Origin of the sequence: Bacillus sp. ISO11, assembly GCF_003458115.1 — a bacterium.
Taxonomy (GTDB): Bacteria; Bacillota; Bacilli; order Bacillales; family Bacillaceae_G; genus Bacillus_A; species Bacillus_A cereus.
In genome coordinates, this window is sequence record NZ_QXCO01000024.1 from 33,060 (window position 1) to 51,411 (window position 18,352).

An 18,352-nucleotide genomic window follows, 5' to 3' on the forward strand; every position below is an offset into this window, starting at 1 on the left:
GTAAAAAGGTATCCTTCGTGGGATACCTTTTACTTTTGTTACTTTGCAACTTCTGTCCACTTGTAGTTAAATTCACCACCGAAGTCAGTTGTTACAAGTCCTTTAATGAAAGAGCGTTGTAAGTAAGAACGACCTTGTTGGTATAAAGGAGCGACAGCGCCGTCTTGTAATAGAATTTTTTCAGCTTGCTTCATTGCTTCAAAGCGTGCTTTTTCATCGCCAGCTAAATCTGTTTTCACTTTATGAATTAGCTCATCGTACTCTTTGTTAGAGTATTTATCGAAGTTATAAGCACTATCTGTTGTAAATAGATCTAAGAATGTAATTGGATCAGCGAAGTCAGGGCCCCAGCCGTCAATACCAATTTCATAGTCACCACTTAATAGTAGTTTTAGCTGTTGTTTACGTGGTTGTGGTTTTAAGTTCACTGTTAATCCGTCTAAGTTCTTTTCTAATTCACCTTTTAAATATTCACCAGTCTTTTTAGCTAAAGCATTGTCACTTGTTAATAGTTCGATTGTTACTTTGTCAGTACCAAGTTCTTGTTTTGCTTTTTTCCAGTTTTCTTTCGCTGTTTTCACATCATCCTTGACTAGATTTCCATTTTCTTTACGGAAGTCGTTGCCTTCTGGGCTCTTTGCGAATTTCGCAGGAACCATTCCTTCAGCTGGAACCGCGCCGTTATTTAAGATTGTTTCTACGTAAGCTTTTTTATTCATTGCGCCGTTAATAGCAAGGCGTGCATGTTGATTTTTTAATGTTTCATTTTTCTGATTTAGTCGTAAGAATTGAATGCCGACTTCAGCGCGTTCTTTGAAGTTTGGATCGCTCTTATATTTATCAACAAACTCTGCAGTTAAAGCAACACGATCAATTTGTCCTGAATCATATAAGTTCACTTCTGTAGACTTATCTTTAACGACATTGAAGTTGATTTCTTCTAGTTTTACAGTTTTAGCATCCCAATAGTTAAGGTTTTTCTTCAATTGGAAGCTTTGTTCATGTTTCCAGTTCTCTAATGTGAAAGCACCGTTGTAAATTAAATGAGTTGTTTCTAAACCATATTTATCGCCTTGAGACTTTAAGTACTCTTCATTAATTGGTAAGAATGTTGAGAATGTCGTTAAGCTTAAGAAGTAGGGAACAGGACGGTCTAGTTGTACTTCTAACGTTTTGTCATCAACAGCTTTGACCCCTAGTTGATCAATTGGCAATTGTTTTTGGTTTATTTGTTTCGCATTCTTTATATCGAAGAATAAGAATGCGTATTCAGCTGCTGTATCAGGATTTACGGCACGTTGCCAAGCGAAGGCAAAGTCCTTTGCTGTAACAGGAGTACCGTTTGACCATTTTGAATCACGCAGATGGAATGTATATTTTGTTTTATCGGGACTAATGTCAACCGACTCAGCGACACCAGGAACCGGTTTATTATCTTCTCCCATTGCATATAACCCTTCAAAAACATTGCGCATTACGTTCATGGATTCCCCATCCGTTGCTTTTGCAACATCCATTGTTGGAATTTCTGAAGCGAATGATAAGTTAATTGCCTGTTTATCAGGTGCTTTATCGTTTGCTTTCGCTCCGCTTGCATTATCTTTATTTCCCCCGCAAGCAGTTAGTAATAGACTTGCCCCTAAAACAGATGCAACAACAGGTATAACTTTTTTCTTCATTGTTCGTTCCTCCCTAAATGTGTTGTTCGTAACGTCATAATGTCCATGTCTTGAAGTAGTTATAGAAGGAGATAAAACCTATTATAAATATTTGTTTATAGGTAATCAGGTGTTCTATATGTATATACATGTTGATCTATAATCTATCGTTATATGTTTCAACGTAATAGACATTATATTTTGATGGTGAAATATTTCGTTTCTTTGATTATTTAGAATATTAACACTGGAAAGAACTATATGTCAATAATAAAAATAGATTGTTAATTTCTTAGAATAATATATTGAAAAAGCGGATTCTCATGTGTGAGAGAACCTATTTTTAATATATTTTGCTAAAAAAACAATTGGTGTGGGCTAATAATAAGTGGGGATGAAGAAACCCCCACTTATTAAAGTTTCACTTTATTTTTCAATTTTTGCCCACTTGAAGTTTAATTGCCCTGCAAAGTCTACTTGCACAATTCCTTTCACATAAGAACGTTCTAAATAAGATTCGCATTTTTGGTAAAGAGGAGCGATAACAGAGTCTTTAAATAATATTTTCTCGGATGCTAGTAATGCTTCCCAGCGAGCTTTTTCATCACCAGCTAAAGTTGTTTTCACTTTTGCTATTGTTTCATCGAATTCCTTATTAGAGTAATGATCTAAGTTATAAGGGTTATTCGTTGTAAATAGCTCAAGGAATGTAATTGGATCCGCAAAGTCAGGGCTCCAGCCATCAATTCCGATTTCGTAGTCACCTTTTAATAAAAGCGAAACTTGTTGCTTACGCGGTTGCGGTTTTATATTTACTGTTAATCCATCTAGATTCTTTTCTAGTTGTCCTTTTAAGAATTCACCAGTTTTCTTATCAAGGTCAGCATCACTCGTTAATAATTCTAATGTTATCTTTTCAGAACCAAGCTCTTGTTTAGCTTTTTTCCATAACTCTTGTGCAGATTTTGTATCAACTTTTGTTAAATCGCCATTTGCAGTACGGAAGTCTTTTCCTTCAGGTCCTTTTGCAAAGTTTTTTGGAACGAGACCAAATGTTGGTTTAGATCCATCATTTAATAACGTATTTACAAAGGATTTTCTATCAATTGTTTGATCAATTGCTTGGCGTGCAGAAACGTTTTGAAGCACTTTGTTTTGTTGATTCATACGTAAAAATTGTACGCCTACGTTTGGACGTTCTTTAAAGTTAGCATCCTTTTTATATTTATCGACGAAGTCAGATGTTAGTTTTATACGATCTAATTGTTTTGACTCGAATAAATTTACTTCTGTTGATTTTTCTTTTACGACGTTAAAATTGATTTCTTCTAGTTTGACAGTATCTTTATCCCAATAGGTAGGGTTTTTCTTGAATTTAAAGCTTTGTTCGTGCTTCCAATCGCTTAGTGTAAAAGCTCCGTTGTACAAGATTGTATTATCTTCTAAAGCGTACTTCTCACCTTGTGCTTTAAAGAATTCCTCGTTAATTGGTAGAAATGTTGGGAACGCTGTTAAGCTAATAAAATACGGAATAGGACGCTCCAATTCTACCTCAAACGTATGGTCATCAACTGCTTTTACACCAAGTTGGTCGGCTGGAAGTTCTTTGTTGTTAATTTTTGTTGCGTTTTTAATATCAAAGAATAGAAATGCATATTCAGAGGCTGTTGCTGGATCTACGGCTCTTTGCCAAGCGAACACAAAATCTTTAGCTGTAACAGGAGTGCCGTTTGACCATTTTGAATCTCGCAAATGGAATGTGTATTTCGTTTTATCGCCACTTACTTCATGAGATTTTGCAACACCAGGAACAGGTTTGTTACCTTCACCAAGATTATACAAACCTTCAAATACGTTTCTCATTACTTGACCAGAATCAGTATCTGTAGCACGAGCCGTATCCATTGTTCGTATTTCAGTAGGTGAAGATAAGTTTAAAACCTGTTTACTAGGTGCCTCGTCTTTTGCATTTGCTCCGCTTGCTTCGTTTTTATAACTACCGCAACCAGTTAATAAAATACTTACTCCTACAACTGATGCAATACCGGGTACAAACTTCTTTTTCATTTGATTTTCCTCCTAAATAATTAAGTTTGGATGATGATGAGGGAAATGAAAAATAAAAAATCCCTCTTTTCATATTGAGAAAGAGGGATTTTTACGTACAAGTTATGCACCCGTATATAAACGAAGTCCCTCATTCTATCTTTCAAGCATAAAGCTTGCAGGAAGTGGCACAGTATTCAAAATGAACCTGTTGCCGAGGTTTCAAAGGGCCAGTCCCTCCACCTCTCTTGATACAATGAGTAAACGAATAAATTGTATTAATTTTTGTGTTTCTTTGATAATTCAAAATCTTACACCTTGAATAATGAAGTGTCAACTAAATGAAATATAGTTTAAATTTTCAGTTTTATTAAACGAAAAAACCACTGCATAGGGCAGTGGTTTTTCTACTAGAAGTTAAAGTTATCTGGATCTGGACCAACGCGACGATCTTCATTTAAAGCTTGAATTGCTTTCATATCATCAGCGCTTAATTCAAAGTCGAAGATGTTTGCATTTTCAATAATGCGATGTTCTTTAATTGATTTGGGAATTGTTACAACTTCGTTTTGTAAATCCCAGCGTAAAATAATTTGCGCAGTTGATTTATTATATTTTGTCGCAATTTCTTGTAACGTTGGATTATCTAGTAGTTGTCCTTGCATTAATGGTGACCAAGCTTCAAGCTGAATATTATGTTCTTTACAGAATGCATGTAACTCTTCTTGTGCTAAACGTGGGTGGTATTCCACTTGGTTGACCATTGGCTTAATTTCAGCAATTTCAAATACGTCTTGTAAGTGGTGAATGTGGAAATTACTCACACCGATAGCGCGAACACGGCCATCTTTATAAAGTTTTTCTAATGCTTTCCATGATTCGGTATATTTCCCTTTTACAGGCCAATGTACTAAATATAAATCTAAATATTCTAGACCTAATTTCTCTAATGTAGTTTCAAATGCTTGAAGTGTTGTTTCATATCCTTGATCGCTATTCCATACTTTTGAGGTAATAAATAATTCTTCGCGTGAAACACCGGATTCACGAATCGCTTGTCCAACGCCTTCTTCATTTTGATAGATTGCTGCAGTATCGATGCTGAGGTAGCCATTTTTAATTGCTGCTTTTACAGAATCAATTACTTCTGAACCATCTTCTACTTTAAAAACACCTAAACCAAACCAAGGCATTTTTACACCGTTATGTAATGTTGTATAGTCTTTTAAACTTGTTAAAATCATATTATTTCCCCCTAGCTTTTTTGTTTGTTGCTTCTACTGCTTTTTGAATTGCCTCTGAAAAATTATATTCGTATAAAGTTTTGAGACCCTCAGCTGTGGAACCACCTGGCGTTGTTACTTGTTCGCGGAGGTTAGCTGGATTTTGCGTTTGTTCGAGCATAGAAGCAGAGCCAGAAATCATTTGAATGACAAGATGTTTTGCGGTTTCTTCATCGACTCCATAACTTTTTGTTGTTTCAATTAAGCTTTCAGCAAAGTAATAAAGGAAGGCTGGTGCACTTCCAGTAACTGCAGTAAGCTGATGAACTTCTTCCTCAGTACAAAGTTGCGAAGTACCAATACCTTTTAAAAGCAGTTGCAGGGTTTCTTGATGCATCTCATTTACTGATTGTCCCATTGTATATAAGGAGATAGATTTTCCAATTTCAGCAGCTGTATTAGGCATAATCCAAGCAACAGGCGTGCCCTTTGGGAGTCTAGCTTCTAAATAAGATGGTCCAATGCCAGCTGCGACTGTTACGACTAGTTGATTTGATATTAACGGAGATAGCTCAGCTAATAACTCTTCATGAGCAGAAGGTGGCATTGCTAAAACAACCGTATCAACAGATGTAACATGCTGTTTCCAATCTGTTGCAGTAGACACATTATATCGATGTTGTAACTGTTTTAGCTTTTCTACGTTGCTTCGATTAGAGACGATAATTTCTTCGATGTACTCTTTGCTTGTTTTAAGTAATCCGGAAAATATAGCTTCTGCCATACGACCGGCACCAATAAATAAAATTCGATGTTTAGTTAGCATATTCTTTATTCCTTTCTAGTAGAGATATGTTATAAAAACGATATCATCTTTAAGAGAATGTTGTAAAAAGAAAAGACTTACCGTAGATGGAATCGATAATGAGAAGGCGGAAATTCATGCTAATATTAACTGTTATTAATCTCTTTATATGTGTAGCTGGTTTGCTAGAGTGGAAGAGCAATTATAAGGGGCAAGAACATACAAATAATTATATCTAGAAAATAATTAGAATTGAAAAACCCCTGAAGCATATATGCTTCAGGGGTTTATTAATAGAATATAAGTTTATGCTTTTGTCATACCTAACAATACAGCGCCGCCAATAATTAAAACACTACCTAGTGCAATAAATATCAATTGACGTTTTGTTTTCTTTTCACCTAAGAAGACAATCGCACCGAATGTTGAGATAACGATTCCAGTTTGAGATAATGGGAAGCTTGTTGCTACTCCAACACGTGGTAATGAAAGAAGTAAGAATAAGTTTCCAGTTCCCCATAGTAAACCAGACAAAGCATTACGGATTGCATATTTGTTAAACGGTTTATGTTTAGACGTCAGTACAACCGCACCAACAAACATACCAACTGCTTGTGGTAAAATAGCAGACCAACCATCAATATTATACCAACGAATAATAATTACATATACAAGATAGCCGAAAGTAGAAACAATTAAAGTAAGAAGTCCTTTTTTCAATTGTCCAGGTGGCTGAGCATTTTCTTTATCATCTAATGATGTGAATACAACACCAACTACAATTAATAGGATTGCAATCGTTCCCAGAATGATCGTTGTAGTAGTAGTCCACTCACGGAAAGCGATAACCCCAAAGATAGAAGTTGCAACAAGTTGCATACCAGTAGAAATCGTTACAGTAGTTGAAACACCTAGTTTTTCAACTGTTTTTAATTGGTTTACTTGTCCTAAAGCCCAGAATAAACCTGAAATAAAACCAACAATTAAGATTGTCATTGTTAAAGCTGGTTGAGTAAATACATACATAATTGTTGCGAAGAATAGAGCACCGATTGTCATACCTACCGTTTGGCTATATGCACCACCGCCCATTTTTACGCTTACTAATAAGATGTTTCCCCATGCAATTGCAGGAAGAAGCGCTAATAAAATGTCCATTACAAGACTCCCTTCGGTTTGCTATACCAATATAGTTACATATCGTTCTAACGATCGGTAATGCCCCACTAATAGAGTAGAAGATTACCGATCGCTAAAACAGGATGAAGAATTCACGATATAAATGCGTTTTCATTTCTTCATTTTTTGAAACACCTCCATATAATAACAGGAAATTGCCTATTTTAGAAAGTGAATTCGAATAAAATGTATATTTAAATAAGAGGTAAAATTCAGTTATTTCCCATTGGTATATTTTATTTCCTAAGAAATAAAGAAGCAGCTTCGACAAAAGCTGCTTTAAGAGTTAGTGATTCTTTTATTAATAAGTTGAATACATAGTAGAAATACGAGTGACATACCGATAGTAATAACTACAAGTGTCCAGGCGAGTTGCATATTACTTGCATCAATAGCCATGTAAATTGCAGTTGGGATTGTCTGTGTTTTGCCAGGAATGTTCCCGGCAAACATGAGTGTAGCACCAAACTCACCGAGCGCGCGGACAAAGCTCAAAATCATCCCGCTTAGTAAGGCAGGAAATGCGAGTGGAAGTGTAACGTGCAGAAAAACTTGATATTCACTTGCGCCAAGGTCACGAGCACTTTCTTCAATTTGTACATTTGTGATAGAAAATCCCGTTTTCGCTGATTGGTACATAAGCGGAAATGCAACAACTGTAGAAGCGATGATCGCAGCAGTAGATGTGAACATAATAGACTGCTGAAATAATGATTCAACCCACTTTCCGATCGGGCTGTTGTTTCCAAAGATGATAATGAGAAAGAAGCCGATAACAGTTGGTGGAAGTACCATTGGTAATAAAAATATGGTTTCTAATAGTACTTTATATCGCCATGAGGAGCGAGCTAGTGCTCGCCCGACAATTGTCCCTAAAATTGTAACGAGAATAGTGGCGCACGCAGCTACTCTTAAAGATAGAAAGACAGGCGATAAAATAGCATCAATGCTCATAGTAATTACGACAGAACTGTAAATCCATATCTCTTAAAGATAGATTGTGCATCTTTTGACTGCAAATACTCATAAAATGAAGTCGCCTCTTTCTTATGTTTAGATTCCTTTATAACACCTAAAGGATAGTGGATTGGCTCATGAGAAGTAGCTGCTGCTGTCTCACCAATCTTTACTTTATCCGAAATGAGAGCATCTGTTTTGTATACGATGCCAGCATCGACATTCCCTGTTTCTACATATGTTAACACTTGGCGAACATCTTTTGTAAATACGACTTTATTTTGAACATCATTCCAAAGGTTTTCGTGTGTTAGAGAAGCCTTTGCATATTTGCCAGCAGGTACAGATTCAGGTGTACCAAGTGCAATTTTTTTGATTTTCTCATCTTTTAAATCTTGAAATTTTGTAAGTGAACTATCTTTAGGGATGACTAGAACTAGTTCATTTCCAAGAAGATTTTTCCCTTCTTTTTCACTAATGAATCCTTTTTTTACAAGGGTTTGGAATTTATCTTCTGCTGCAGAGAAGAATAAATCAGCAGGTGCACCTTGTTCAATTTGTTGTTGAAGTGCTCCAGAAGCACCGAAGTTAAAAGAAAGTTTGATATTTGGCTCTTTTTCTTTATATTGTTTTTCGATTTCTTTTAATGCATCTTGTAAGCTTGCAGCAGCTGAGATAGTCAGTTCAACTGTTTTATCCTCTTTAGCAGCTGACTTTGTATGCTTTTCCCCACTTGTACAAGCAGCACTAAATATAAGAAGGAAAGAAAGTATAAGTGCCCCGATGGAACGTAATGTAAATTTATTCATAAAAAAATCCCCTTTCGTTTTGATACATCTAATTATAACTAATTATATCTAAATATAACTAGTTATAATTGAATGTAATTTGAACATATATCTATTTTTAAAAAATAGGAGAAATATTCTTTTCTTTGTTACAATGAAAGGAGAAAGTGAGGAATCGTCTATGGATCATCATTCCTACACAACGGAAGAAGTAGCAAAGCGATTAAAAGTATCAAAATTAACTGTATACGACTTAATTAAAAAAGGAGAACTTCCTTCTTATAGAGTTGGTAGACAGATGCGCATTGATGCAGCAGATTTAGAACAATATATAAAGCAAATGAAAACAGGGAAAATACAAGGTACTCCTGTAAAGAGCGAAGATAGTAGAGGCTTGGATACATGTATTATTAGCGGACAAGAACTAACGTTAGATATGTTGGCAAAACGTATAGAAAATCGCCTGCCAAGTTCAAATATATTAAGGGCATATCAAGGTAGTTTAACGAGTTTAATAAAAATGTATCAAGGAGAAGGAAGTATCGTTAGTCTTCATTTGTTTGATGGAGAAACGGGTACATATAATGTTCCTTACGTAAAACGTATTTTAGTTGGACAACCATGTACTATGATTAATTTATTAGCAAGGAACGTTGGGTTTTATGTGCAAAAGGGAAATCCTAAAAATATAAAAACATGGGCCGATTTATCTCAATCATCTATACGATTTGTAAATCGAGAAAAAGGTTCTGGTATTAGGGTGTTAGTCGATGAACAATTGCGCATTCAAAAGTTAAATAAAGAACGTATTAGTGGATATGAATGGGAAGAATCGAATCATCTTGGTGTTGCCACGCAAGTTGCAAATGGAAACGCTGATGTAGGAGTAGGTTCAGAAAAGTTTTCGCAAATTGTAAATGTGGACTTTATTCCAATCATGAAAGAACAGTATGATTTAGTAATTTTGAAGAATAAAGAAAATGAAGAGTTGATTGAAGTTGTGAAAGACATTCTGCAATCGGAAGAATTTCATAATGAATTAAATGCGATTGGCGGATATGATATTACGAAAACAGGTCAAATTGTATATGAAACAAACTAAAAAGCTGCTTGTCTATAAGACGAGCAGCTTTTTCTATATATAAAGGGGGTTGGGGAAACAAAGTGTTAAACAAGACCTTGAGCAAGTGTATAAATGAAAGCCGTAAGAAGAGTAGCTCCACTTGCAAGTCCGATAAAGTCTGATTTGTTGAAAGTAATGTTGTTCATTATAATCTCTCCTTATTTGTTTAATGTAGTTGCAACAGCTTTTGCATCGACAAGTGCGGATAGCACCATGCCCATTGTATTTAAAAGTTTATTTGATTTCATATTGTTCATCATGCGTATCCGCTCCTTTTCGAATTGTTGTTGCCCTGCTTATGTCTTAATTATAGGAAATATGTCTACTTGCAACTATCGAATTAGCTTACGAAAGACTTACACTTTTGTAAGAAAAAAAGACATTCGTGTAAGAATGTCTTTCATAGCATATTGATATGATGATGTTCTTCAATTGTTTTTAAAAAACTACGCATTGAATTCGTCATATAGCTATCTTTACGGCGTATGAAAACCGTTGAAATACTGCCGTATTTTTCAGGGATTGCATGACAATGTACCTTACCTGCTTTAGAAAGATGATGGACAGCAGACTGTGGTACGAGTGTAATTCCGAGGCCGAGTGCAACGCTGTTTAATATTGTCTCTAATATATTGAATTCCATAATTCTTTTTGGTAGCAAACCTTCATCTTTAAGCCAACGTTCTAGTTTGGAGCGGTATCCACATCCTTGGTTAAAAACGAGTAGAGGAGTTGTTGTAAATTCTTCTATATGAAAGGCTTTATTTTGTGTTATAAGCATTAATTTCTCTGTACTAACATCGTATTGTTCGATTAGTGGATGTTTAATAGGACCTGATATAAAGGCGCCATCCAATTGATGATCTAGTACTTCTCTAATTAATTCTTCTGTTAGACCCGCTTGTAATGATAAATCGACATTCGGATAGCTTTTATAGTAAGAAGATAAAATGGTAGGCAGTGTACTTACTGTTTCGACTGTACCGATTTTTAATATACCGGAGGGTGTTTCGCTATCTAAAAATACTTGTTTTAGTTCGTCGACATCTTGCAAAATTTTACTAACATAAACGAGCATTTTTCTTCCTTCAGCTGTTAAAGTCATTCCTCGTTTATGGCGGTAAAAGAGTGGGGTTTTTAATTCGTTTTCTAGTTGTTTAATACGTGCAGTTACATTTGATTGTACATAATTTAATTCCTTTGCTGCGCTACTTACACTACCCTGATCGGCAACGCTTTTAAAGATTTGTAAGTCTCGTAATTCCATTTTGTAATCCCCCTTGATGTTAACTATCATTATAAATGATAGTTAACATCATTTTGAATCATTTTACGTGATATATTTTTTCTTTTACAATTCTCTTTGTGCAAATAGAAAGAAACGGGGGATTGCGGTGAGAAGGGGTCAAATGATAATAGGGGCTTTAGCGTGTTTAATTGCGAGTATGTCATGGGGAGCGATGTTTCCAGTTGCTGATCATGCGCTAGAATACATAGATCCATTTTATTTTTCGCTTATTCGCTATGGAGCAGTGGCGATAATGCTGATTGTATTGTTGTTAATGAAAGAAGGAAAACAGGCATTTCGTTTAGAGGAAAGAGGAAAATTACTCGTCTTTTTTGGAACGATGGCATTTACAGTATATAATGTCCTCATATTTTTAGGGCAAATGTTGATGGGTAAGTCGGGTGTAATGGTAGCTTCCATTATGGAAGCACTTATGCCGATGATTTCTATTTGTATTTTATGGGGATATAAGCATATAAAACCGAAGAAGTATATGATAACGAGTATGGTTATTGCTTTTGTAGGAGCTGTGTTTGTTATTACAAAAGGTGAAATGAGTTTCTTTGTAACATTGAAAGATAATATGTTCCCATTAGCATTTATATTTATTGGTGTTGTAGGCTGGGTTATTTATACGATGGGTGGTCAAACTTGTAGTGATTGGTCAACATTACGTTATTCTACGTTGACGTGTGTATTCGGTGCGACTGTTACAGCGATTATAACGGTAATTATTACGTCGCTTGGATATATTTCAGTTCCGAGTATGGGAACGATTTCTATTGTGAAATATGATTTGTTATTTATGATGACATTGCCAGGTATTGTAGCGCTACTTGCTTGGAACTATGGTGTGAAAATTTTATCATCCATTAATGGGATTTTATTTATTAATTTTGTACCAATTACGACTTTAGCTATTATGATGATGCAAGGGTATCAAATCACAATGTTTGATATTATAGGGACTGTACTTGTTATTGCGGCGCTTATTCGCAATAACGTTTGTCAGAGAAAAGAAGAAAATATAAATAAGAGAGTTTTACAAGAAGAACAATTACGTCAAGCTGTTTAATAGGCAAATGGAGGATTTTACATGTTAGAAAGTTTATTGTTTTTCTTCGCCGTCGGAGTTGCCTGTGAGCTTGCAGCAATTAATCGGAATGGTCGTAAAAAGATAAAACAACAAGCTGAGCTGATACAGCTTTTAAAAGAATTGAAAGAAAGAAAAAATTAAAAAGACGACCGGGCATAGACGGTCGTCTTTTTCTATATAAAGGGGAAAGGGGACACAAAGTTATACAAGCGTAGCAGCGTAAATAAAAGCAGTAAGAAGAAGAGAGCCGCTAGCTAATCCTAAAAAGTCTAATTTGTTAAAAGTGATGTTATTCATAATGAGTTCTCCTTACTTGTTTAATGTAGAAGCAACAGCTTTTGCATCGAAAAGAGCCGATAATACCATGCCCATTGTATGTAAGAAATTGTTCGTTTTCATATTGTTCATCATATCAATCGACTCCTTTTCGAATAGTTGTTGCCCTGTTTCTGACTTAATTGTATGAAATATAGTGAGAAGTAACTATCGAATTAGCTTACAAGAAAATTACACTTTTGTAAGAATTGAAATTTAACAATTCATACTTATTTTTATTACCAACTCCTAAAACTTAGTGTTATAATTGTTGTAAGAATATGATTATACTTCGGATGTTTAGAAAGGAACGAAATAAATGTATAAACCAATTACATTTTTGTTGAAATATATATTTAAAACAGCTGGGAAAGTAGAAGTGCAAGGAAGAGAAAAGCTACCAGAAGGTGGTCCGTATGTTGTTGCGTGTACACATACAAGTTTTATGGATGTATTAATGTTAGCTACAGGGATGTACCCAACTCAAATTCATTACATGGCAAAAAAAGAATTATTTGAAGGGAAATTCAAAAATTGGTTCTTTAAAAATGTAAATGCATTCCCTGTAGATCGCGCGAATCCGGGACCGAGTACACTTAAAATTCCATCACGTTTATTAAAAGAAGGAAAGGTAGTAGGGATTTTTCCAAGTGGAACGAGATCAGCGGAAGATGTTTCATTAAAAGCGGGTGCTGTGACAATTGCGATGCGTTCTAATGTTCCGTTAGTACCAGCAGCTTATGTTGGTCCATCAAGTGTAAAAGAATTAATAAAGGGGAAAAAGGCACAATTGATTTTTGGAGATCCAATTCAAATTGAGGGTGGAGAACAAATAGATCGAAAAACCGCTATGAAAATGATGACAGATCAATTAAATGAGAAGTTTGAGGAGTTAAAAGAAGCTTTGCAATCAAATCAAAAATAAGAAAAGACGACCGGGCATAGACGGTCGTCTTTTCTATTACTATTTATAATAAAGGGGAAAGGGGACACAAAGTTATACAAGCGTAGCGGTGTAAATAAAAGCAGTAAGAAGAAGCGAGCCACTAGCTAGTCCTAAAAAATCTAATTTGTTAAAAGTGATGTTATTCATAATATATTCTCCTTACTTGTTTAATGTAGAAGCAACAGCTTTTGCGTCGATAAGGGCGGAAAATACCATGCCCATTGTATGTAAGAAATTGTTCGTTTTCATTTTGTTCATCATATTAATCCGCTCCTTTTCGAATAGTTGTTACCTTGTCTCTGACTTAATTGTATGAAATGTTGCGGAAATTCACTATCGAATTAGCTTACAGAAAAATTACACTTTTGTAAGAGAAACGAATGAAGGTGTAATGATAAGAAGATTTGACATATGTTCATGAGATTCATTAACTTAAAGGTAGAGGTGAGTGTATGGCTAATATTAAAGATATTGCAAAGATGGCGGGAGTTTCAGTTACGACTGTTTCGAGAGTGTTGAATGATCACCCATATGTAAGTGAAGAAAAAAGGAAAGCGGTTATAGAGATAGTTGAGAAATTGAATTACTCGCAAAATGCAAATGCTGTTCATTTATCAAAAGGAAAAACGAATATTGTTGGTGTGATTTTACCGTATATTAATCATCCGTGTTTTGATGCGATGGTGAGCGGAATGATGGAGACTGCGTTAGCGCATAATTACAGGGTGCTACTTTGCCAAACGAATTATAATAAAAAAGAAGAAATGAAAAGTTTACATATGTTAAAAACAAAACAATTGGATGGTCTTATTATTTGTTCACGTGCAAATGATTGGGAAACGATAGAACCGTATGCTTCTTACGGCGCAATAATTGCTTGTGAAGACAATGATATTTCAAACATCTCAAGTGTATATACGAATCATTCAGCGGCCTTTCAATTAGGAATGGATTATTTGATTGAGAAAGGTTATAAAAAAATTGGCTATTGTACGGGAAGAAAATTAGGGCCGAGTAGTCAAAAGCGTTTTGATGTTTATAAACAGCAATTGCAATCTATAGATGAAGAGGTTAACGAAGAATGGATTTTTACAGAATGTTTTACACTAGAAGATGGTGTAAAAGTGGCCCATAAGTTAAAAGAGATGCAGGATCTTCCTGGAGCATTAATAGTAGCAGGTGATGAAGTTGCGATTGGGGTTATGACAGAGGTTGAAAAATTAGGGATTCAAGTTCCTGAGGATTTAGCGATTATTGGCTTTGATAATCAACCTATCTCGCAAGTGTTACAATTGACAACTATTGATCAAAATTTAAAGGAGATAGGGAAAACTGCTTTTGAAATGTTGCATAGAAAAGTGAATGACGAGAGTTCTAAACAAGAAAAGCTGGAAATTCCATACGAACTTGTGGAACGCTCTACAGTTTAATCTTAATCCGTTATGTGTATAATCGCATAACGGATTATTTTTTTGAAATATCTTTGACAGGAAACGCGTTTCATACTTTATAAAGGAGTTAAACCGGTCTGTAATATCCATGGATTCTTTTCAAGTGTTAAAGCAGTGAATAGAATTTGGAGGAATATGCATGAATGAACTTTTATCGAGTATGAAAAAGTATGTAGATGATGATGAAAAGATTTTGGTTTTTGTGGTAGGGATCTTTGAGAAGGATAATTTCATGTTATGTTATCAACATGGAATTTTTGTTGCCACTACTAGACGCCTCCTGTTTTACGGGAAATTTCCTTACTATCCTTCAACATTTAAAGAGTACTCATATTTGCATATAGATAGCATAGATTTTCATCCGTACTTTGAGTTTACTTGTAATCATGAAACCATTCGCGCTAAGTATATTCAGAAAGGGAATGTGGAGCAATTTGTCCGTGCAGTTAGAGCAAATATGAATAATTAATCAACCCTCTGTTTAAACATAATATTTCAATTTTTAAGAGGGAAAATGCGGAATAAAAACCACTTCTAAACCTCTAGGAGATAGTGATACAATGTCAAATGGGGGGAGGGTATGAACTATGGTTAATCAACGTATAAAGGAAATAACACTAATTACAATTGGTTCATTATTATTCGCAATTGGTATTAATTACTTTGCAATTCCAAACCGTTTATCGGAAGGTGGAATTATTGGTTTAACGGTTGTTACGTACTACTTATTTGATTGGTCACCAGGGATTGTGAATTTTGCTATAAATGCAATTTTACTAGCTATTGGTTATAAATTTTTTGATAAGAAAACAATGATTTATACAATTTTAGGGATTGTAGAAACATCTTTGTTTTTATACGTTACAGAACATATTGAGTATCATGTAAATAGTGATACATTATTAGCAGCTTTATTTGCTGGTTTATTTGTGGGTATTGGATTAGGCTGTATGTTCAAAGCCGGAGGTACATCGGGAGGGTCAGCAATCTTAGCTCGGTTAGCAAATCAATATTTAGGTTGGAGCGTAGGTAAAGGCGTACTAATTATTGATATTGTTGTAATTGCTGGTTCTGTATTTATAATAGGGCAAGAAAAGGCAATGTATACACTTGTAGCTGTGTTCATCGGAGCGAAGGTGATTGATTTCATTGTAGAAGGAATGGATACAAAAACGGCTGTTACGATTATTTCGAATCAACCAGATTTAATTCGTGAAGCTATTACGAAAAATATGACACGCGGTGTTACTGTATTAGAAGGGCGCGGCGGATATACTGGTAAAAATAAAGAAGTTTTATATGTTGTTATTAATAAACAAGAGCTTGTTAAGTTAAAACAAGTTATTAGCCGGGTAGATGAAGATGCTTTCGTTGTTATACATGATGTACGTGATGTACTTGGCGGTGGCTTTAAAGCAAGCTAAAAGGTGAACGAGTAAATTCGTTCACCTTTTTTAATTCTTACAAAAATGTAAGTGTAATGTAATGAGATTCAATAGTAGATTTTATTCCCCCTTTTTAAAATGGATGTATATATATCCTGCAGAGGAGGAATGTTTATTATGAAGAAAAAAATGATCACTACTATAATAGCGATGATAGTGATAGTAGTAATGTTACTGCCTACGAAACTTGGACCGGTTATCGATAAATATAATCCATTTTATAAGACGAAAGAATACTATACGGTTGTGAATACAATTGGTCAGCATATTGGTGATGAGTGGTATGAATATGAATTTATTGCATTCGATGAACGTGGTAGAGAGCAGAAAATAAAGAAAACGGTTAAGCATATGTTAAAGAGAGATGAAGCATTAAAGGTTTTTGCAAAAGGACGTTACGGTGAATCGATTGAAGAGATTGAGGTTGCAAATATTCCTATAAATGCGAAAAGTAAACTTTTAACGATGAGATAGTGAAATATACCCCCAGCTATTTTTTGTCGAAAATAAAAATACTGGGTAAGGGTATTTTAGGGGTTAGCAAAAAAGCCTTAGTCCATATAGACTAAGGCTTTTTTATTATATAAAGGGGAAGGGGGTACATTGTAGTAGCATGGGTGAAAGGTATAAGAAGAGTAGCTACTAGCAATGCAATTTGGTTATGTGATTGTTCTTCTTATTTGGCTTACTTTCTAACTTTATTGTACGAAATATAAGTAAGGGAAACTATCGAATTACATTACACATAACTTACAAACATGTAAGTCTTCTGTAATGTAATTCGATAGTTAAAAGATAGTAATTTTCATATAGTGTAACTAGAAAGTCTTAATGTATTACTTTCTGTTTGTAATGAAGAATGAAAAACCAACTAATTTTTAATAATCCTCATCTGAATAAAGATGAGGATCCTTTTTTAAACCTTACAACATTGTAAGGTTTACGTAAGTTAATTCGATAGTAAATTTGTCATATTTTTTGCATAATAGATACAGATAGAAAAATAATTAGGGATCTAGTAAGAAGGGAGAAAAATGGGATGCGTAAAGAAGAAGTAGTGAAGTTACCAATTAAAGATTTCTGTAGCTACTTTACTGTTGCCGTAGTGTGTATTGGATTATTTGATATCATAACAAACTTAATTGTTAAATAATATAGATGCTAAAACAAGAAAGGAAGTCCTTTCTTGTTTTTTTTATGGGGGCATAAAGATGAAATGGATTGATAGTCATATACATGTTGATCAATATAAGGATGAAGAGAAGAACAGATTACTGAAAGAGGTGGAAAATAGTAATGAAATAAAGGGGCTTATTGCTGTATCTATGAATTATCAATCTTGTAAGGAAACGTTATCTTTAGCGAAGAAGTATCCCTTTATATATCCAGCGATAGGGTTTCATCCAGAGCAACAGATTCATAAAGAAGAGTGTGAACAGATTTATAAACTTATTGAACAGAACGCAGAGGAAATTGTTGCGATTGGTGAAGTAGGTTTGCCCTATTATTTGAGGAAAGAAGATGAAAGCATTGCTGTAGATCCATACATAGCTGTATTGAAAAAATTTATAGAACTAGCTAGTAAGTATAATTTGCCGATTATATTACACGCAGTTTATGAAGATGCTGACACTGTATGTGATTTGCTAGAGAAATATAAAGTTTCACGTGCACATTTCCATTGGTTTAAAGGAAGTGATGAAACAATGAAACGGATGATGAAGAATGGTTATTATATTTCGATTACACCGGATGTTTTACATAAGGAGAAGATTAGAAAAATTGTTTCGTATTATCCGCTTGAATATATGATGGTAGAAACAGATGGACCGTGGGAATTTCAAGACGATGTTATGACGCACCCGAGAATGATTCGAGATGTATTAAAGGAAATTAGTGTTATAAAAAACATATCTGTTGATCAGGTTGCAGAAACAATATATGAAAATACCATTCGATTTTACCCCGCTATTTGCCGGGGATTAAGACCCTGACTGATTAAGGTTTCGCTTTATTTGAAAGGATAGGAGAG

General features: G+C 34.7%; 20 protein-coding genes and 1 riboswitch. Of the genes, 9 read left to right on the top strand and 11 right to left on the bottom strand.

The features are described from left to right. Positions 1 to 38: 38 nt before the first annotated feature. From D1166_RS22040 to modA, 7 genes are all read right to left on the bottom strand, one after another. Positions 39 to 1,679, bottom strand: coding sequence for a peptide ABC transporter substrate-binding protein (locus D1166_RS22040; protein WP_000730943.1), 1,641 nt, complete (start codon positions 1,677 to 1,679; stop codon positions 39 to 41). A 405-nt stretch (positions 1,680 to 2,084) separates the two neighbouring features. Further along, positions 2,085 to 3,725, bottom strand: a complete 1,641-nt coding sequence (locus tag D1166_RS22045; RefSeq protein WP_097856315.1) for a peptide ABC transporter substrate-binding protein — start codon at positions 3,723 to 3,725, stop codon at positions 2,085 to 2,087. A 132-nt stretch (positions 3,726 to 3,857) separates the two neighbouring features. Beyond that, a riboswitch (SAM riboswitch) is annotated at positions 3,858 to 3,962 on the bottom strand. Between the two features lie 152 nt (positions 3,963 to 4,114). Next, positions 4,115 to 4,948, bottom strand: a complete 834-nt coding sequence (locus tag D1166_RS22050) for an aldo/keto reductase (protein WP_087948181.1) — start codon at positions 4,946 to 4,948, stop codon at positions 4,115 to 4,117. Between the two features lies 1 nt (position 4,949). Continuing rightward, positions 4,950 to 5,753 carry a pyrroline-5-carboxylate reductase gene (proC, locus tag D1166_RS22055; protein ID WP_000956278.1) on the bottom strand — a complete coding sequence of 268 codons (804 nt, stop codon included), beginning with the start codon at positions 5,751 to 5,753 and terminating at the stop codon, positions 4,950 to 4,952. A 285-nt stretch (positions 5,754 to 6,038) separates the two neighbouring features. Next, on the bottom strand, positions 6,039 to 6,890 hold the full coding sequence (locus D1166_RS22060; protein WP_000353544.1) for a GRP family sugar transporter: 852 nt from the start codon (positions 6,888 to 6,890) through the stop codon (positions 6,039 to 6,041). A 300-nt stretch (positions 6,891 to 7,190) separates the two neighbouring features. Further along, positions 7,191 to 7,865 (bottom strand): molybdate ABC transporter permease subunit, encoded by a 675-nt coding sequence (gene modB / locus D1166_RS22070; protein WP_097856316.1) that lies wholly within the window; start codon positions 7,863 to 7,865, stop codon positions 7,191 to 7,193. A 5-nt stretch (positions 7,866 to 7,870) separates the two neighbouring features. Then, the gene (modA, locus tag D1166_RS22075; protein ID WP_097856317.1) at positions 7,871 to 8,677 is read right to left on the bottom strand and encodes a molybdate ABC transporter substrate-binding protein; all 807 of its coding nucleotides are present in this window, start codon (positions 8,675 to 8,677) and stop codon (positions 7,871 to 7,873) included. Positions 8,678 to 8,810: 133 nt separating this feature from the next. On the opposite strand from modA, the gene D1166_RS22080 reads away from it, so the two are divergent. Then, entirely contained in the window at positions 8,811 to 9,758 is a 948-nt protein-coding gene (locus D1166_RS22080; RefSeq protein ID WP_097856318.1) for a substrate-binding domain-containing protein, read from the top strand. A 65-nt stretch (positions 9,759 to 9,823) separates the two neighbouring features. Here D1166_RS22080 and D1166_RS22085 read toward each other — a convergent pair whose 3' ends face one another. Together D1166_RS22085 and D1166_RS22090 are read right to left on the bottom strand one after the other, a co-directional pair. Then, on the bottom strand, positions 9,824 to 9,925 hold the full coding sequence (locus D1166_RS22085; protein ID WP_001060018.1) for a DUF3948 family protein: 102 nt from the start codon (positions 9,923 to 9,925) through the stop codon (positions 9,824 to 9,826). Positions 9,926 to 10,179: 254 nt separating this feature from the next. After that, a complete protein-coding gene (locus D1166_RS22090; RefSeq protein WP_000423032.1) occupies positions 10,180 to 11,046 on the bottom strand; it encodes a LysR family transcriptional regulator in 867 nt (288 codons plus the stop codon). 127 nt (positions 11,047 to 11,173) lie between these two features. Between D1166_RS22090 and D1166_RS22095 the strand changes: the two genes are divergently transcribed. Further along, complete coding sequence (locus D1166_RS22095) at positions 11,174 to 12,142, top strand: DMT family transporter (protein WP_118043430.1); 969 nt, start codon at positions 11,174 to 11,176, stop codon at positions 12,140 to 12,142. Positions 12,143 to 12,163: 21 nt separating this feature from the next. After that, positions 12,164 to 12,304, top strand: coding sequence for a YrzO family protein (locus tag D1166_RS22100; RefSeq protein WP_000894065.1), 141 nt, complete (start codon positions 12,164 to 12,166; stop codon positions 12,302 to 12,304). 60 nt (positions 12,305 to 12,364) lie between these two features. On the opposite strand, the gene D1166_RS22105 is transcribed toward D1166_RS22100, so the two are convergent. After that, positions 12,365 to 12,460, bottom strand: a complete 96-nt coding sequence (locus D1166_RS22105) for a DUF3948 family protein (protein ID WP_001060007.1) — start codon at positions 12,458 to 12,460, stop codon at positions 12,365 to 12,367. A 337-nt stretch (positions 12,461 to 12,797) separates the two neighbouring features. Here D1166_RS22105 and D1166_RS22110 point away from each other — a divergent pair, with 337 nt between their 5' ends. After that, a complete protein-coding gene (locus tag D1166_RS22110) occupies positions 12,798 to 13,403 on the top strand; it encodes a lysophospholipid acyltransferase family protein (RefSeq protein WP_000277779.1) in 606 nt (201 codons plus the stop codon). A 72-nt stretch (positions 13,404 to 13,475) separates the two neighbouring features. On the opposite strand, the gene D1166_RS22115 is transcribed toward D1166_RS22110, so the two are convergent. Continuing rightward, the gene (locus D1166_RS22115; protein WP_001060008.1) at positions 13,476 to 13,571 is read right to left on the bottom strand and encodes a DUF3948 family protein; all 96 of its coding nucleotides are present in this window, start codon (positions 13,569 to 13,571) and stop codon (positions 13,476 to 13,478) included. Between the two features lie 305 nt (positions 13,572 to 13,876). On the opposite strand from D1166_RS22115, the gene D1166_RS22120 reads away from it, so the two are divergent. The 5 genes from D1166_RS22120 (at position 13,877) to D1166_RS22140 (ending at position 18,314) form a co-directional block, all read left to right on the top strand. Then, on the top strand, positions 13,877 to 14,854 hold the full coding sequence (locus D1166_RS22120) for a LacI family DNA-binding transcriptional regulator (RefSeq protein WP_001273906.1): 978 nt from the start codon (positions 13,877 to 13,879) through the stop codon (positions 14,852 to 14,854). A 160-nt stretch (positions 14,855 to 15,014) separates the two neighbouring features. Next, positions 15,015 to 15,344, top strand: coding sequence for a PH domain-containing protein (locus D1166_RS22125; protein ID WP_001004250.1), 330 nt, complete (start codon positions 15,015 to 15,017; stop codon positions 15,342 to 15,344). A 118-nt stretch (positions 15,345 to 15,462) separates the two neighbouring features. Next, entirely contained in the window at positions 15,463 to 16,299 is an 837-nt protein-coding gene (locus D1166_RS22130; RefSeq protein ID WP_000248040.1) for a YitT family protein, read from the top strand. 138 nt (positions 16,300 to 16,437) lie between these two features. After that, positions 16,438 to 16,794 carry a YxeA family protein gene (locus D1166_RS22135; protein ID WP_000728422.1) on the top strand — a complete coding sequence of 119 codons (357 nt, stop codon included), beginning with the start codon at positions 16,438 to 16,440 and terminating at the stop codon, positions 16,792 to 16,794. Between the two features lie 737 nt (positions 16,795 to 17,531). Then, complete coding sequence (locus D1166_RS22140; protein ID WP_000871064.1) at positions 17,532 to 18,314, top strand: TatD family hydrolase; 783 nt, start codon at positions 17,532 to 17,534, stop codon at positions 18,312 to 18,314. Positions 18,315 to 18,352: the final 38 nt, after the last annotated feature.